Origin of the sequence: Enterobacter cloacae complex sp. 2022EL-00981 (assembly GCF_028737495.1) — a bacterium.
GTDB lineage: Bacteria > Pseudomonadota > Gammaproteobacteria > Enterobacterales > Enterobacteriaceae > Enterobacter > Enterobacter cloacae.
In genome coordinates this window covers 1-15942 of record NZ_JAQZRK010000014.1, presented here as the reverse complement: position 1 = coordinate 15942, position 15942 = coordinate 1, and the positions used below count along the sequence as shown (strand labels likewise).

The window sequence follows — 15942 nt, the reverse complement described above, 5'->3', positions numbered from 1 at the left end:
GTAGGCCCGGCAAGCGAAGCGCCGCCGGGCAGTGAGCATTAGCCGGTGTTACGCATACCCGCTGCAACGCCCGCAATTGTCACCATCAGCGCTTGTTCAACGCGTGGATCCGGATCTTTACCTTCCTCTTCCGCCAGACGCGAACGGTGCAGCAGCTCCGCCTGCAGGACGTTCAGTGGGTCGGTATAGATGTTACGCAGCTGGATAGACTCGGCAATCCACGGCAGATCGGCCATCAGATGGGAGTCGTTGGCGATATCCAGCACCACTTTGATGTCGCCTTCCAGCAGTTCGCGCAGCTCTTTACCCAGCGCCCACAGCTCTGGTTTCACCAGGCGCTGATCGTAGTATTCCGCCAGCCACAGGTCAGCTTTCGAGAAGACCATCTCCAGCATACCCAGACGGGTAGAGAAGAATGGCCAGTCGCGGCACATGGTTTCCAGTTCGTTCTGTTTGCCATCTTCCACCACTTTCTGCAGCGCCGCACCGGCACCCAGCCAGGCTGGCAGCATCAGACGGTTCTGCGTCCAGGCGAAGATCCACGGGATTGCACGCAGAGACTCCACGCCGCCGGTCGGACGACGCTTGGCCGGACGTGAACCCAGCGGCAGTTTGCCCAGCTCCTGCTCTGGCGTAGCAGAGCGGAAGTAAGGTACGAAATCTTTGTTTTCACGCACGTAGCCGCGGTACAGGTCGCACGAGATGTCAGACAGCTCATCCATAATGCGACACCAGGATTCTTTCGGCTCCGGCGGTGGCAGCAGGTTTGCTTCGAGAATCGCACTGGTATAGAGCGACAGGCTGCTGATGGTCACTTCCGGCAGGCCGTATTTGAAGCGGATCATCTCGCCCTGTTCGGTCACGCGCAGCCCGCCTTTCAGGCTTCCCGGCGGCTGAGAGAGCAGCGCCGCGTGCGCAGGCGCACCGCCACGGCCAATGGAGCCACCGCGACCGTGGAACAGCGTCAGCTCAATACCGGCTTTCTCGCAGGTTTTGATCAGCGCGTCCTGCGCCTGATACTGCGCCCAGGATGCCGCCATCACGCCCGCATCTTTTGCGGAGTCGGAATAGCCGATCATCACCATCTGTTTGCCCTGAATAAAGCCGCGATACCAGTCGATGTTCAGCAGCTGGGTCATTACATCATTGGCGTTGTTCAGGTCGTCGAGGGTTTCAAATAGCGGGGCGACCGGCAGGGCATAGTCGATACCGGCTTCTTTCAGCAGCAGGTGAACGGCCAGCACGTCGGACGGGGTTTTCGCCATCGAGATCACATAGGCGGCGACCGATCCTTTTGGCGCATCCACGATCGCTTTACAGGTGTTGAGAACTTCGCGGGTTTCGTTGCTTGGCTCCCAGTTGCGCGGCAGCAGAGGACGCTTGGAGTTCAGCTCGCGGATCAGGAAGGCCTGTTTGTCGGCTTCAGACCAGTTTTCGTAGTCGCCAATGCCAAGATAACGGGTCAGTTCGCCCAGCGCTTCGGTATGGCGGGTGCTCTCCTGACGCACATCGATACGCACCAGCGGCACGCCAAAACACTTCACGCGGCGCAGGGTGTCGAGCAGTTCGCCATTGGCGATGATGCCCATCCCGCAGGCCTGTAGTGATTTATAGCAGGCGTATAGCGGTTCCCAGAGCTGTTCGTTCTGGCTCAGCAGACCTTCTGGTTTCGGCAGGCGCTGGCCTTTCAGGCGTGCTTCCAGCCAGGCCTGGGTCGCCATCAGCTGGCTACGCAATTTTTTCATCAGGAAACGATACGGCTCGCTGGCACCTTCTTCACCGGCCAGCGCGCGCAGTTCTGGCGTTGCTTCCACCATCGACAGCTCGGAGATCAGCACCTGAATGTCTTTCAGGAACAGATCGGTGGCTTTCCAGCGGCTCAGCAGCAGCACGTGGCGGGTGATTTCTGCCGTCACGTTCGGGTTACCGTCGCGGTCACCGCCCATCCAGGAGGTAAAGCGTACCGGGACAAAATCTACCGGCAGGCGATAGCCCAGGTTTGCTTCCAGCTGTTCGTTCAGCTCACGCAGGTAGTTCGGCACCCCTTCCCACAGGCTATTTTCCACCACCGCAAAGCCCCATTTGGCCTCGTCTACCGGGCTTGGGCGATGCTTACGAATTTCATCGGTGTGCCAGGACTGCGCAATCAGCTGGCGCAGACGGCGCATCAGCTGGTTACGTTCGTAGTCGGCAATGTCTTTGTTATCCAACTGTTTCAGACAGTTGTTCACTTCGACCATTTTGTGGATCAGGGTGCGACGGGTGATTTCGGTTGGGTGGGCAGTCAGCACCAGCTCCAGCGAAAGGGACTCCACCGCTTTTTTAATGGTGGCTTCGTTGAGGTTTGGCTGGTCTTTGAGTTTACGAAGCGTACGGGCAATGACTTCCGGGTTGCTGGCAGCTTCGCCGTTTGGCGAAATGCTATGGTATTGCTCAGCCGTGTTTGCCAGGTTCAGGAACTGGCTGAATGCGCGTGCAACGGGCAGCAGCTCATCGTTAGAGAGGTTCTGCAAGGTGGTGAGCAGCTCCTGACGACTCGCTTCGTTACCGGCACGGGAAGATTTAGACAGCTTGCGGATGGTTTCAACGCGGTCGAGGATGTTTTCCCCCAACGCATCTTTGATGGTATCTCCAAGCACTTTGCCGAGCATACTGACATTACTACGCAACGCGGAATATTGTTCGTTCATAAAAACCCAGTCACCCCATCATTTTTGTTTATGCCCATGCGAAAATCTTCTGGACATTATTTTGTCATCTCCCTTTATAAAGCCACGTAAAACCCCCGTCGTCAATTGCTGCGAAAACGGTTCAGCAAACGAATAAATGCGGGCAATTTACGAAATTTAATTCGCATTGCGTCAGATAAGAGATGCTTATGGGAATGTGACGGAGATCGCGGGATTTACTCCCCTCACTCTGCCCTCTCCCCAAAGGGGAGAGGGTGTTCAAATTCCCTCTCCCCTCTGGGGAGAGGGTTAGGGTGAGGGGCATTTTTTAATGCCAGCAGAAGTGATGCACAACCTGGGTAATCAGTTCGCGGGTGGGTTTGATGAAGCGGGTTTCCAGGTATTCATCCGGCTGGTGCGCCTGGTTGATGGAGCCTGGGCCAAGTACCAGCGTCGGGCACAGCGTCTGAATAAACGGCGCTTCGGTGCAGTAGTTCACCACGTCGGTTTTCTCGCCGAGCAGTTTTTCCACCACTTCAACCAGCTGATGATCCGGAGGACATTCATAACCCGGGATCGGTGGATGCAGTTCAGACACCGTCAGGCGGCCAGGCCAGCGTTCACTCACCGGGGCCAGCGCTTCGGTCAGCAAGCCGTCGAGATCGCTTAGCGTCATGCCCGGCAGCGGACGGATATCCATGTGCAGCTCACAGCAGGCGCAGATACGGTTAGAGGCATCGCCACCATGCAGGCTCCCGAGGTTCAGCGTTGGATACGGCACGGTGAAGGCATCGTAGTGATACCGCTCTTTCAGTTCGTCGCGTAGAGTCATGATGCGGCCGATGGCGTCGTGCATCAGCTCAATGGCGTTGACGCCACGCGCCGGGTCGCTGGAGTGGCCGGACTGGCCCATCACGCGCACTGCCGTGGAGATATGGCCTTTATGCGCACGGATCGGTTGTAATGACGTTGGCTCACCGATGATGGCGCAATCCGGGCGAATCGATGTGTTTTCTGAGAAGTAACGTGCCCCCGCCATGCTGGTCTCTTCATCGGCGGTCGCCAGAATGTAGAGCGGCTTTTTCAGTTTTGTCACGTCCACGTCACGCAGCGCGTCAAGGATAAAGGCGAAGAAGCCTTTCATGTCGGCGGTGCCAAGGCCGTAAAGCTTGTTGTCATGTTCGGTCAGGGTAAACGGGTCGCGGGTCCAGCGGCCATCGTCAAAGGGCACCGTGTCGGTATGACCGGCCAGCAGCAGTCCGCCTGCGCCGTGTCCGGTACTGGCGAGCAGGTTAAATTTATGGCGTGTTCCAGGTACGGGCTGAACCTCAACGTTAAACCCAAGATCGCTAAACCAACCCGCCAGCAGATTGATTAAAGACTCATTGCTCTGATCCAGCGCTTCTTCGGTCGCGCTGATGGAGGGTGTGGCAATCAGGGCGCGGTAAATCTCGATAAATGGCGGTAAGTTCATTTTCATTGTTGACACACCTTAGGTCGTGATAGTATCAATATTCATGCAATAAATGTGAATAAAAATACATTAACGTTGAGCATAAAGGAACCCGATGTTGAATACGCTGATTGTAGGCGCTAGCGGTTATGCGGGCGCAGAGCTTGTAAGCTACGTGAATCGCCATCCACATATGACCATAACCGCTTTGACCGTGTCAGCGCAAAGCAATGATGCAGGAAAGTTAATTTCCGATTTGCATCCGTGGCTTAAGGGCATTGTCGACTTGCCACTGCAGCCAATGTCTGACATCAGCGAGTTCACTGACGGCGTCGACGTGGTGTTTTTGGCCACCGCGCACGAGGTCAGTCACGACCTGGCGCCGCAATTCCTGGCGGCCGGTTGCGTGGTGTTCGACCTCTCCGGCGCGTTCCGTGTTAACGACGGCGCGTTCTACGAAAAATATTATGGCTTTACCCATCAGCACCCGGACCTGCTTGCAAAAGCCGTGTATGGGCTGGCGGAGTGGAGCGCAGACAAGCTGAAAGAAGCGGATCTGATTGCTGTGCCGGGCTGCTACCCGACGGCCGCACAGCTTTCTTTGAAGCCGCTGATCGACGCAGGCCTGCTGGATCTGAACCAGTGGCCGGTGATCAACGCCACCAGTGGTGTCAGCGGTGCCGGACGCAAGGCTGCTATTTCTAACAGCTTCTGTGAAGTCAGCCTGCAGCCGTATGGCGTGTTTAATCACCGCCATCATCCGGAAATCACTACCCATCTGGGGGCCAATGTCATCTTTACACCGCACCTGGGCAGCTTCCCGCGTGGGATCCTCGAAACCATTACCTGCCGCCTGAAACCGGGCGTGACCAAAGACCAGGTGAGCGAGGCCTTTACTCAGGCGTATGCGGATAAACCGCTGGTGCGTCTCTACGACAAAGGCGTGCCCGCGCTGAAAAACGTGGTTGGCCTGCCGTTCTGCGACATCGGCTATGCCGTGCAGGGCGAGCATCTGATCGTGGTGGCAGCAGAAGATAACTTACTCAAAGGCGCTGCCGCTCAGGCAATGCAGTGTGCAAATATTCGTTTCGGTTTCCCGGAAACGCAGGCTCTTATTTAAGGTGTGATGATGAACCCATTAATTATCAAACTCGGTGGTGTACTGCTGGACAGCGAAGAAGCGCTGGAGCGTCTGTTTACCGCGCTGGTTAACTATCGCGAATCACACCAGCGTCCGCTGGTGATTGTGCACGGCGGCGGCTGCGTGGTGGATGAGCTGATGAAAGGGCTCAACCTGCCGGTGAAAAAGAAAAACGGCCTGCGCGTGACGCCTGCCGACCAGATTGACATCATCACCGGTGCGCTGGCAGGTACGGCGAATAAGACTCTGTTGTCCTGGGCGAAGAAACACCACATTGCCTCCGTTGGCCTCTATCTGGGCGACGGCGACAGCGTAAAAGTGACCCAGCTCGATGAAGAACTCGGCCACGTTGGACTGGCGCAGCCAGGTTCGCCTAAGCTGATTAACACGCTGCTGGAAGGCGGTTTCCTGCCGGTAGTGAGCTCTATCGGGGTGACCGAAGAGGGTGAGCTGATGAACGTGAATGCGGACCAGGCGGCAACGGCACTGGCGGCAACGCTGGGCGCGGACCTGATCCTGCTCTCCGATGTGAGCGGTATTCTGGACGGCAAAGGCCAGCGCATTGCGGAAATGACCGCGGCAAAAGCCGAACAGCTGATCGCCCAGGGGATTATCACCGACGGGATGATCGTCAAAGTGAATGCCGCGCTGGATGCCGCCCGTACGCTCGGTCGACCGGTGGATATCGCCTCCTGGCGTCACGCGGAGCAGCTTCCGGCGCTGTTTAACGGCACGCCGATTGGCACGCGTATTCTTGCGTAATCGATTTAATGTTTTGTAGGCCCGGTAAGCGCAGCGCCACCGGGCAATGAAATTCAAAGATATTAAGGAAGCATGTTATGGCACTTTGGGGTGGGCGTTTTACACAGGCAGCGGATCAACGGTTCAAACAGTTCAACGACTCTTTGCGCTTCGACTATCGCCTGGCCGAACAGGATATCGTCGGCTCTGTGGCCTGGTCCAAAGCGCTGGTGACGGTAGGCGTGCTGACCGCAGAGGAACAGCTGCAACTGGAAGAGGCGCTCAATAATCTGCTGGAAGAAGTGCGTCTGGATCCGCAGCAAATCCTGCAAAGCGATGCCGAAGATATTCACAGCTGGGTAGAAGGCAAACTGATCGACAAAGTTGGCCAGCTGGGTAAAAAGCTGCACACCGGCCGTAGCCGTAACGACCAGGTCGCGACCGATCTGAAACTGTGGTGTAAAGATACCGTCGCGGAGCTGCTGGCGGCTAACCGTCAGCTGCAGAGCGCGCTGGTGGAAACGGCACAGAACAACCAGGACGCGGTGATGCCGGGTTATACCCATTTGCAGCGTGCGCAGCCGGTGACCTTTGCGCACTGGTGTCTGGCCTATGTCGAGATGCTGGCGCGTGACGAAAGCCGCCTGCAGGATACCCTGAAGCGCCTGGACGTCAGCCCGCTGGGCAGCGGTGCGCTGGCGGGTACGGCATATGAAATTGACCGCGAGCAGCTGGCAGGCTGGCTGGGCTTCGCCTCTGCCACCCGTAACAGCCTGGACAGCGTCTCTGACCGTGACCACGTGCTGGAACTGCTGTCGAATGCCTCTATCGGCATGGTCCACCTGTCTCGTTTTGCCGAAGACCTGATCTTCTTTAACTCTGGCGAAGCTGGGTTTGTTGAGCTGTCTGACCGTGTGACATCCGGCTCTTCCCTGATGCCGCAGAAGAAAAACCCGGATGCGCTGGAGCTGATCCGCGGTAAGTGTGGCCGCGTGCAGGGCGCGCTGACCGGCATGATGATGACCCTGAAAGGGCTGCCGCTGGCGTACAACAAAGATATGCAGGAAGACAAAGAAGGGCTGTTCGACGCGCTCGACACCTGGCTGGACTGCCTGCATATGGGCGCGCTGGTGCTGGACGGCATTCAGGTGAAACGTCCTCGTTGCCAGGAAGCGGCGCAGCAGGGTTATGCAAACGCGACCGAACTGGCGGATTACCTGGTGGCGAAAGGCGTACCGTTCCGTGAAGCGCACCACATTGTGGGCGAAGCGGTAGTGGAAGCGATTCGCCAGGGGAAACCGCTGGAAGAGCTGGCGCTTGCCGACCTGCAGAAATTCAGTGCGGTTATCGGGGAGGATGTGTACCCGATTCTGTCGTTGCAGTCATGCCTGGATAAGCGTGCGGCGAAAGGCGGTGTGTCGCCGAAGCAGGTGGCGCAGGCGATTGCGGACGCGAAAAACCGGTTGGTTTGATTTGTGCGGGCTGGTGCCCTCACCCCAACCCCTCTCCCACGAGGAGAGGGGCTCGATCGGTTCCCTCTCCCCGTGGGAGAGGGTTAGGGTGAGGGGAAAGGCGAAGCCTGGCGTAACGCCGGGCTTTTTTACGCAAAAAAAAGCGGACCACGGGGTCCGCAAAAGTTCACGTTGGCTTTAGTTGTTCGAGTTTTGAGAGAAACTCGCTGACGGTGCGGGGACGTCAAGGGTCAAACACGTGCCGCCTCGTCTATGTGGTGTATTATTCAACAGAATGCTTGATAGGGATAATCGTTCGTTGCTATGCTATCTATCGCCATGAACTATCGTGGCGACGGAGGATGAATAATGAATATTCGTGATCTTGAATACCTGGTAGCGTTAGCCGAGCATCGCCACTTTCGCCGTGCGGCAGATTCCTGCCACGTCAGCCAGCCTACGCTGAGCGGTCAGATCCGCAAGCTGGAAGATGAGCTGGGCGTGATGCTGCTGGAGCGCACCAGTCGTAAAGTGCTGTTCACTCAGGCGGGTTTGCTGCTGGTGGATCAGGCGCGCACCGTGCTGCGCGAGGTCAAAGTGCTCAAGGAAATGGCAAGTCAGCAAGGGGAGACCATGTCCGGCCCGCTGCATATTGGCCTGATCCCAACCGTTGGTCCGTACCTTCTGCCGCACATCATTCCGATGCTGCACCAGACGTTCCCGAAACTCGAAATGTATCTGCATGAAGCGCAAACCCATCAGCTGCTGGCACAGTTAGATAGCGGCAAGCTCGACTGCGCCATTCTGGCGCTGGTAAAAGAGAGCGAAGCCTTTATCGAAGTGCCGCTGTTTGACGAGCCGATGATGCTGGCGATCTACGAAGATCACCCGTGGGCGAACCGCGATCGTGTGCCGATGGCCGATCTGGCCGGTGAAAAGCTGCTGATGCTGGAAGACGGTCACTGCCTGCGCGATCAGGCGATGGGCTTCTGTTTTGAAGCGGGAGCGGATGAAGATACCCATTTCCGCGCAACCAGCCTGGAAACGCTGCGTAATATGGTGGCGGCGGGAAGTGGTATTACGTTGCTGCCTGCGCTGGCCGTGCCGCGCGAGCGTAAACGTGACGGAGTGGTTTACCTGCCGTGCATTAAACCAGAGCCACGTCGTACTATAGGTCTGGTTTATCGTCCGGGGTCACCGCTGCGCAGCCGCTATGAGCAGCTGGCAGAGGCCATCCGTGGTGCGATGGATGGCCATTTTGACAACGCGTTAAAACAGGCGGTTTAAACCGTTCAGCGCGGCAACCCGATAGGCTTCCGCCATGGTCGGGTAGTTAAAGGTGGTGTTAACGAAGTACTCAATGGTGTTACCGCCACCTTTTTGCTCCATTATCGCCTGGCCGATATGAATGATTTCCGCCGCGCGTTCACCAAAGCAGTGAATACCGAGGATCTCTTTCGTCTCACGATGGAACAGGATCTTCAGCGTTCCCACGCTCATGCCAACAATTTGTGCCCGTGCCAGATGTTTAAACTGGGCGCGACCCACCTCGTAAGGCACCTTCATGGAGGTCAGCTGCTGCTCGGTTTTCCCTACGGAGCTGATTTCCGGAATGGTGTAAATCCCCGTTGGAATGTCTTCGATCAGATGCGCCGTCGCTTCGCCTTTTACCAGCGCCTGCGCCGCAATGCGTCCCTGGTCATAGGCCGCGGAAGCGAGGCTCGGGTAACCAATCACGTCACCGACCGCGTAAACGTGCGGCAGGGCAGTCTGGTACATGCTGTTAACCTTCAACTGACCACGGCTGTCCGTCTCCAGACCGATGTTTTCCAGCGCCAGTGAATCGGTGTTACCGGTACGGCCGTTAGCATACAGCAGGCAGTCGGCTTTCAGCTTTTTGCCAGACTTCAGATGCATGATCACGCCGTCGTCGCAGCCTTCGATCTTCTCGTACTCTTCGTTGTGGCGAATCACCACACCGCTGTTCCAGAAGTGGTAGGAGAGCGAGTCTGACATCTCCTGATCCAGGAAAGCCAGCAGGCGGTCGCGGGTGTTAATCAGATCAACTTTGACATCCATTCCGCGGAAGATAGACGCATATTCACACCCGATCACCCCCGCGCCATAGATAATCACATGGCGTGGTTCATGGTGCAGGCTGAGGATGGAATCGCTGTCGTAAATGCGTGGGTGTGAGAAATCCACGTCTGCCGGATGATACGGGCGGGAACCACAGGCGATAACAAATTTTTCAGCGGTGAGGGTTTCAACCGAACCGTCGTGACACTCCAGCGCCAGCGTATGTTCATCCACAAAATGCGCGTTACCCTGAAGAATTTCGCAATGGTTACGCTCGTAAAAACCCTGACGCATGCGTGTCTGCTGGTTAATAACGGTATCTGCGTGATTCAGGATATCGGCAAAAGAGGAACGAAGAAGTCGGGAGTGGTCGCTGTAAAGAGGGTTCTGGTTAAATTCAATAATGCGGCTAACGGCGTGGCGGAGGGCTTTGGAAGGGATGGTGCCCCAGTGGGTGCAACCGCCGCCAACATTATGGTAGCGCTCAATGACCGCTACTCTGGCTCCCTGTTTTACCAGACCCATAGCAGCGCCTTCGCCGCCGGGGCCGGAACCAATAACTATTGCGTCGTAATCGTAGGAATGTGGCATGGCAAGGCTTACCTGTTCTTATACATAAAAGCAACAGAATCATAACATCATTGCCAGGGTAACCCAATTATCGTTGTGCTTTTTTCCGGCAGTGGAGCACAAAGCGCGCGTAAACAATCATTCACAAAGCCAGGTAAACAGATTAATTTTATTCTCTGGTATAGTGCCATCAGACCTTTGGAAGGATTCAACTATCGTGATGGGCGTAAGAGCACAACAAAAAGAGAAAACCCGGCGTTCGCTGGTGGAAGCTGCATTCAGTCAACTGAGTGCTGAGCGGAGTTTTGCCAGTTTGAGCCTGCGTGAAGTCGCACGCGAGGCCGGGATTGCGCCAACGTCCTTCTATCGCCATTTCCGTGATGTGGATGAACTGGGTCTGACCATGGTCGACGAGAGTGGGCTCATGCTGCGCCAGCTGATGCGCCAGGCGCGGCAGCGTATCGCGAAAGGCGGTAGCGTTATCCGTACCTCCGTGTCGACCTTTATGGAATTTATCGGCAATAACCCCAACGCGTTTCGCCTGTTGCTGCGCGAGCGTTCAGGAACGTCAGCGGCATTTCGTGCCGCTGTCGCGCGTGAAATTCAGCATTTCATTGCGGAACTTGCCGACTATCTTGAACTCGAAAACCATATGCCGCGTGCGTTCACCGAAGCACAGGCTGAAGCGATGGTGACGATTGTTTTCAGTGCAGGTGCCGAAGCGCTGGATGTCAGCATTGAACAACGTAAGCAACTCGAAGAGCGACTGGTATTGCAGCTCAGGATGATCTCCAAAGGAGCGTACTACTGGTATCGCCGTGAACAAGAGAAACTGGCACATCAAACCGAAGAGTGAAGGTGAGTAATGAAACAGTCAGGTCAGGATAAAGGGACGCTGTTGCTGGCATTGATCGCTGGCTTATCCATTAATGGTACGTTTGCCGCTATTTTTAGCTCCATCGTACCTTTCTCGATTTTCCCGCTTATCGCCCTGGTGCTGACGGTTTACTGCCTGCACCAGCGTTATCTGAACCGCACCATGCCGGTGGGGTTACCGGGTCTGGCCGCTGCCTGCTTTATTCTGGGTGTGTTGCTGTACAGCACGGTGGTGCGCGCAGAGTACCCGGATATCGGCTCTAACTTCTTCCCTGCTGTTCTGTCTGTGGCGCTGGTGTTCTGGATTGGCTCTCGCATGCGCAGCCGCAAGAGCCAGTTACCAGAGTAAGGAATTATTTGTAGGGCAGGTAAGCGAAGCGCCACCTGCCAAAAACGCCGGATGGCGCTACGCTTATCCGGCCTACAGATTACCGTGCGGTAAGTAAAACACCGCACTCCATATGGTGCGTATACGGGAACTGATCGAACAGCGCCAGACGTTCAACCTTGTGCGTCTGGCTTAATGTTTCCAGGTTTTTGCACAGCGTTTCCGGGTTACAGGAAATGTACAAAATACGCGGGTATGCCTGCACCATCTTCTCGGTTTCGCTGTCCAGGCCACTGCGCGGCGGATCGACAAAAATCGTCTCGCACTGATAGCTCTTCAGATCGATCCCCTCAAGACGGTTAAATTCGCGCACGCCGTTCATGGCCTGCGTAAATTCTTCTGCTGCCATACGAATAATCTGCACGTTGTCGATATGGTTGGCGGCAATGTTGTACTGCGCGGCCGCAACGGACGGTTTGGCAATTTCCGTCGCCAGTACGCGCTCGAAATTGCGCGCCAGTGCCAGCGAGAAGTTGCCATTCCCACAGTACAGCTCAAGCAGATCGCCCTTTGACCCTTCGGTCGCTTTCAGCGCCCACTCCAGCATTTGCACGTTCATCGCCGCGTTAGGTTGGGTGAAGCTGTTCTCTACCTGACGGTAAACCATCTCTTTTCCTGCCACCGACAGGCGCTCATCAATGTAATCCTGATCCAGCATAATTTTGGTTTTTGTCGCGCGGCCAATCAGGTGAACGTTGATGTTTTGCGCCCGTAGCGCATCGCGCAGCGCTTCTGCCTGCTCGCGCCACTCGTCGTTAAGCGCCTTGTGGTACAGCAGAGAGACAATGGCCTGATTGCTTTGGGTGGTCAGGTAGTCAATCTGGAACAGCTTATGGCGCAGCACCGGGTTGTTGCGCACACCGTCAATCATCAGAGTCATGAGCTGGTTAATCAGCTCACTCGCCGCCGGGAAGCTGTTAACCCGGATACGGGATTTAGTCTGCTGATCGAAGATGATGTGATACAGGTCGTCGCCATCGTGCCAGATGCGGAACTCGGCGCGCATACGGTAGTGGCTGACGGGGGAACGGAACACCTCAGGAACGGGCGCGTTGAAAGGCGTCATCATACTTTGCAGGCGGACAACTTTCTCTGCCAGCTGTGCGTCGTACTGTTCTGTCGGGAGGTGTTCGGGGGTCATGATGCGTCCTGAGTGATAAAGAATTACGCGGGGATTGTAGGGATTGTGCAGTGGATGTCCAGATTTAATGGCTAATAGCTATCTGGACATCTATACGTGTCTAATTGTAGCATTCTGTTTCCGGTCTCCTGAGAGTGAAAAGGGAATCCAGTGTAAATCTGGAGCTGACGCGCAGCGGTAAAGACTGGCGGGATGAGAGTTGCAGACACTGTGAAAATGGGAAGTCTTCATCCACAAAACGCCACCCAGCCCGAAGACCTGCCGGGATCACGTCGCATTTGGTTTCATCATCGCGTGCTATAGATGAGGCCTGCGGCATCCTTCTTATATTGTGGATGCTTTAACAATGATTAAAAAAGTATCGCTGTTAACGGCGTTGTCCGTTACGGCATTTTCGGGCTGGGCGCAGGATAGCGCTGACTCGTTGGTGGTGACAGCAAATCGTTTTGAACAACCGGCAAAAACAGTTCTGGCACCGACGTCCGTGGTGACGCGTGAAGATATTGAGCGCTGGCAGGCAAAGAGCGTTGTGGAGATTATGTCACGTCTGCCGGGCGTAGATATCGCGCAAAGCGGTGGCCTGGGTGCCACCTCTTCTACCTTTATCCGCGGCACTGAATCCCGTCATGTTCTGGTCCTGATTGACGGTGTACCGTTGAACAGCGCCGGGATTAGCAATGTTCCCGATCTGAGCCAAATCCCAACCTCGCTGATTCAGCGAATCGAATACGTCCGTGGCCCGCGTTCTGCGCTGTATGGCTCCGACGCGATTGGCGGCGTGATTAACATCATCACAGGGCGTGATAAGCCGGGTGCGGAAATCTCAGCGGGCGTCGGCTCTAAGGGCTACCAGACCTATGATGGCGCTTTCCAGCAGGTGCTGAATAAAACCAAAATCACTATGGCGGGTAACTACACCTATACCCGCGGCTTTGATATTGCTGCCCAGGATGCGCCGCGCCAGCCTGACCGCGATGGTTTTATGAGTAAATCGCTGTACGGCTCCGTGGAACAGCAAATTACCGACAGCGTGAGCGGGTTCTTCCGTGGCTTTGGTTATGACAACCGCACCGCGTATGATGGTTACGATCATTACGACGCCAATTTTATGGTGGATGGACGACCTGATACTCGCCAGCTTTACAGCCAGAACTGGGATACCGGTTTGCGTTACAGCCAGGGGATTTTCCAGTCACAGCTGGTGGCGGGTTACGGCCGCAGTAAAGATCAGAACTATGATCCGAAGAAAGGGCGCTACGCTGATTCCGCAACCATGGATGACGTGAAGCAGTACACCACCCAATGGCTCAACATTATAGAAGTTGGCCATGGCAATATCGGTGCAGGCCTGGACTGGCAAAAGCAGAAGACGCAGGCCGGGACCGGTTACCTGGAAAAAGGTTACGAGCAACGTAATACCGGCGTGTTCGCGTCTGCGATGCAGCAGTTCAACAGCGTGACGCTGGAAGCGGCGGCGCGTAATGACGACAACTCCAACTTTGGCAACCATGGCACGTGGCAAACCAGCGCAGCGTGGGAGTTTGTGGATGGCTATCGCGTGATTGCCTCCTACGGCACCGCTTTTAAAGCACCGACGATGAGCCAGATCCACAGCGCTTCTTACGGCAATCCGGACCTTAAACCGGAGGAGAGTAAACAGTGGGAAGGGGGCTTTGAAGGCCTGACGGGACCGGTCAACTGGCGTATCACCGGTTATCGTAATGATATTGATAACCTGATCAGCAGCGATCCGCATACGTATCGGTACTACAACGTTGACGAAGCGCGTATTAAAGGTGTGGAAGCGACGGCACAGTTCGAAACTGGACCGGTTGGACACCAGATCTCCTATGATTATGTTGACCCGCGTAACGCCAAAACTCATGAAGTGCTGGCCCGCCGTTCTAAGCAGCAGGTTAAGTATCAGCTTGACTGGCAGGTATGGGATCTCGACTGGAACCTCGCTTACCGTTACCTCGGCACCCGCTATGATGTCGCGATCGATCCAGACACGTATGCGTCAGAACGCGTGAAAATGGGCGGGGTAAGCCTGTGGGATGTCGCAGTTTCATATCCTGTCACCTCTCACCTTACAGTTCGTGGTAAAATAGCCAACCTGTTCGATAAAGATTACGAGACAGTTTATGGCTACCAAACTGCAGGACGGGAATACACCTTGTCTGGCAGCTACACCTTCTAATCCGCGTCCCACCGTGCTGGTATTTGATTCCGGCGTCGGTGGGCTTTCGGTCTATGATGAGATTCGGCATCTCCTGCCGGATCTCCATTATATTTACGCCTTCGATAACGTCGCTTTCCCTTATGGGGAGAAGAGCGAGGACTTTATTGTTGAGCGTGTCGTTGAAATCGTCACCGCGGTACAGCAGCGTTATCCTCTGGCGCTGGCGGTCATCGCCTGTAATACGGCAAGCACGGTATCGCTGCCAGCCTTGCGCGCAAAATTTCAGTTCCCGGTTGTGGGCGTGGTTCCCGCAATAAAGCCTGCTGCGCGCCTGACTGCGAATGGTATTGTGGGTCTGCTGGCTACGCGCGGCACGGTGAAGCGTCCTTATACGCGTGAATTGATCGATCGTTTTGCCAATGAATGTCAGATCGCGATGCTCGGTTCGGCAGAGCTGGTGGAGATGGCTGAAGCGAAGCTGCATGGCAAGACGGTGCCACTTGAGGAGCTGCGTCGTATTCTTCGCCCGTGGCTGCGTATGCCGGAACCGCCGGATACCGTCGTTCTGGGCTGCACTCATTTCCCGCTCTTACAGGAAGAATTATTAGAAGTACTGCCGGAGGGAACGCGTCTGGTGGATTCCGGTGCGGCTATTGCCCGTCGTACTGCCTGGCTGCTGGAACATGAAGCGCCGGATGCCAAATCTGCCGATGCGAATATCGCGTTTTGTATGGCACTAACAAACGAGACTGAACAACTTTTACCCGTTTTGCGCCGTTATGGGTTTGAAACGCTCGAAAAACTCGCGCTGTAGCACGGTTTTGAGCAAAAAAGAGACGGTTGAACGTTTTTTTTTAAAGAGGGGTTGTCAACGTCTGAGAACTCCCTATAATGCGCCTCCACTGACACGGAACAACGGCTTGCAAGCCGCCGGGTTAGCGGGGTTCAGAGATGGATGCCGACAGAGAAAAGTGAAAATAATCACTTGACTCTGAATGAGGAAAACGTATTATACGGGACCTCGCAACGGTGAGCGAAAGCCGCGTTGCACTGCTCTTTAACAATTTATCAGACAATCTGTGTGGGCACTCAAAGTGACATGGATTCTTAATGTCTTCGGACACTAAATGAATACCAAGTCTCAACGAGTGAACACGTAATTCATTACGAAGTTTAATTCATTGAGCATCAAACTTTTAAATTGAAGAGTTTGATCATGGCTCAGATTGAACGCTGGCGGCAGGCCTAACA

The 15942-nt window shown here is 55.4% G+C and carries 12 protein-coding genes and 1 riboswitch; of the genes, 8 read left to right on the top strand and 4 right to left on the bottom strand.

The window, feature by feature from the left end; translation table 11 throughout:
* Window positions 1-38: 38 nt before the first annotated feature.
* Both ppc and argE read right to left on the bottom strand, forming a co-directional pair.
* The gene (gene ppc / locus PUZ33_RS13580; RefSeq protein ID WP_058680517.1) at window positions 39-2690 is read right to left on the bottom strand and encodes a phosphoenolpyruvate carboxylase; all 2652 of its coding nucleotides are present in this window, start codon (window positions 2688-2690) and stop codon (window positions 39-41) included.
* Between the two features lie 307 nt (window positions 2691-2997).
* A complete protein-coding gene (gene argE / locus PUZ33_RS13575) occupies window positions 2998-4149 on the bottom strand; it encodes an acetylornithine deacetylase (protein ID WP_013099301.1) in 1152 nt (383 codons plus the stop codon).
* An 88-nt stretch (window positions 4150-4237) separates the two neighbouring features.
* Here argE and argC point away from each other — a divergent pair, with 88 nt between their 5' ends.
* From argC to oxyR, 4 genes are all read left to right on the top strand, one after another.
* Complete coding sequence (gene argC, locus PUZ33_RS13570; RefSeq protein ID WP_029882883.1) at window positions 4238-5242, top strand: N-acetyl-gamma-glutamyl-phosphate reductase; 1005 nt, start codon at window positions 4238-4240, stop codon at window positions 5240-5242.
* 6 nt (window positions 5243-5248) lie between these two features.
* Window positions 5249-6025 carry an acetylglutamate kinase gene (argB, locus tag PUZ33_RS13565; protein WP_020686923.1) on the top strand — a complete coding sequence of 259 codons (777 nt, stop codon included), beginning with the start codon at window positions 5249-5251 and terminating at the stop codon, window positions 6023-6025.
* A gap of 77 nt (window positions 6026-6102) precedes the next feature.
* Window positions 6103-7476 carry an argininosuccinate lyase gene (gene argH, locus PUZ33_RS13560; RefSeq protein WP_058680518.1) on the top strand — a complete coding sequence of 458 codons (1374 nt, stop codon included), beginning with the start codon at window positions 6103-6105 and terminating at the stop codon, window positions 7474-7476.
* 348 nt (window positions 7477-7824) lie between these two features.
* Window positions 7825-8742, top strand: a complete 918-nt coding sequence (gene oxyR / locus PUZ33_RS13555; RefSeq protein ID WP_014833742.1) for a DNA-binding transcriptional regulator OxyR — start codon at window positions 7825-7827, stop codon at window positions 8740-8742.
* Here oxyR and sthA read toward each other — a convergent pair.
* Complete coding sequence (gene sthA / locus PUZ33_RS13550; protein WP_014833741.1) at window positions 8725-10125, bottom strand: Si-specific NAD(P)(+) transhydrogenase; 1401 nt, start codon at window positions 10123-10125, stop codon at window positions 8725-8727. The genes oxyR and sthA overlap by 18 nt on opposite strands.
* Window positions 10126-10321: 196 nt before the next feature.
* On the opposite strand from sthA, the gene fabR reads away from it, so the two are divergent.
* Both fabR and PUZ33_RS13540 read left to right on the top strand, forming a co-directional pair.
* Window positions 10322-10960: an HTH-type transcriptional repressor FabR gene (gene fabR, locus PUZ33_RS13545; protein WP_008501784.1), complete on the top strand. Its 639-nt coding sequence runs from the start codon at window positions 10322-10324 to the stop codon at window positions 10958-10960.
* A gap of 9 nt (window positions 10961-10969) precedes the next feature.
* Complete coding sequence (locus PUZ33_RS13540) at window positions 10970-11329, top strand: YijD family membrane protein (protein ID WP_008501783.1); 360 nt, start codon at window positions 10970-10972, stop codon at window positions 11327-11329.
* 79 nt (window positions 11330-11408) lie between these two features.
* Here the strand turns inward: PUZ33_RS13540 and trmA are convergent, their stop codons facing one another.
* The gene (gene trmA / locus PUZ33_RS13535) at window positions 11409-12509 is read right to left on the bottom strand and encodes a tRNA (uridine(54)-C5)-methyltransferase TrmA (protein WP_040020274.1); all 1101 of its coding nucleotides are present in this window, start codon (window positions 12507-12509) and stop codon (window positions 11409-11411) included.
* Between the two features lie 104 nt (window positions 12510-12613).
* A riboswitch (cobalamin riboswitch) is annotated at window positions 12614-12789 on the top strand.
* A gap of 66 nt (window positions 12790-12855) precedes the next feature.
* On the opposite strand from trmA, the gene btuB reads away from it, so the two are divergent.
* Window positions 12856-14709, top strand: coding sequence for a TonB-dependent vitamin B12 receptor BtuB (gene btuB, locus PUZ33_RS13530; protein ID WP_058680519.1), 1854 nt, complete (start codon window positions 12856-12858; stop codon window positions 14707-14709).
* Window positions 14654-15505 carry a glutamate racemase gene (murI, locus tag PUZ33_RS13525; protein ID WP_032618543.1) on the top strand — a complete coding sequence of 284 codons (852 nt, stop codon included), beginning with the start codon at window positions 14654-14656 and terminating at the stop codon, window positions 15503-15505. Before btuB ends, murI begins: the two co-directional genes overlap by 56 nt.
* Window positions 15506-15942 lie beyond the last annotated feature (437 nt).

Coding starts and splice junctions, on each gene's coding strand:
- trmA (WP_040020274.1), bottom strand. CDS start 12,509: ATGACCCCCGAACACCTCCCGACAGAACAGTACGACGCACAGCTGGCA.
- argE (WP_013099301.1), bottom strand. CDS start 4,149: ATGAAAATGAACTTACCGCCATTTATCGAGATTTACCGCGCCCTGATT.
- oxyR (WP_014833742.1), top strand. CDS start 7,825: ATGAATATTCGTGATCTTGAATACCTGGTAGCGTTAGCCGAGCATCGC.
- murI (WP_032618543.1), top strand. CDS start 14,654: ATGGCTACCAAACTGCAGGACGGGAATACACCTTGTCTGGCAGCTACA.
- argC (WP_029882883.1), top strand. CDS start 4,238: ATGTTGAATACGCTGATTGTAGGCGCTAGCGGTTATGCGGGCGCAGAG.
- btuB (WP_058680519.1), top strand. CDS start 12,856: ATGATTAAAAAAGTATCGCTGTTAACGGCGTTGTCCGTTACGGCATTT.
- argH (WP_058680518.1), top strand. CDS start 6,103: ATGGCACTTTGGGGTGGGCGTTTTACACAGGCAGCGGATCAACGGTTC.
- sthA (WP_014833741.1), bottom strand. CDS start 10,125: ATGCCACATTCCTACGATTACGACGCAATAGTTATTGGTTCCGGCCCC.
- argB (WP_020686923.1), top strand. CDS start 5,249: ATGATGAACCCATTAATTATCAAACTCGGTGGTGTACTGCTGGACAGC.
- ppc (WP_058680517.1), bottom strand. CDS start 2,690: ATGAACGAACAATATTCCGCGTTGCGTAGTAATGTCAGTATGCTCGGC.
- PUZ33_RS13540 (WP_008501783.1), top strand. CDS start 10,970: ATGAAACAGTCAGGTCAGGATAAAGGGACGCTGTTGCTGGCATTGATC.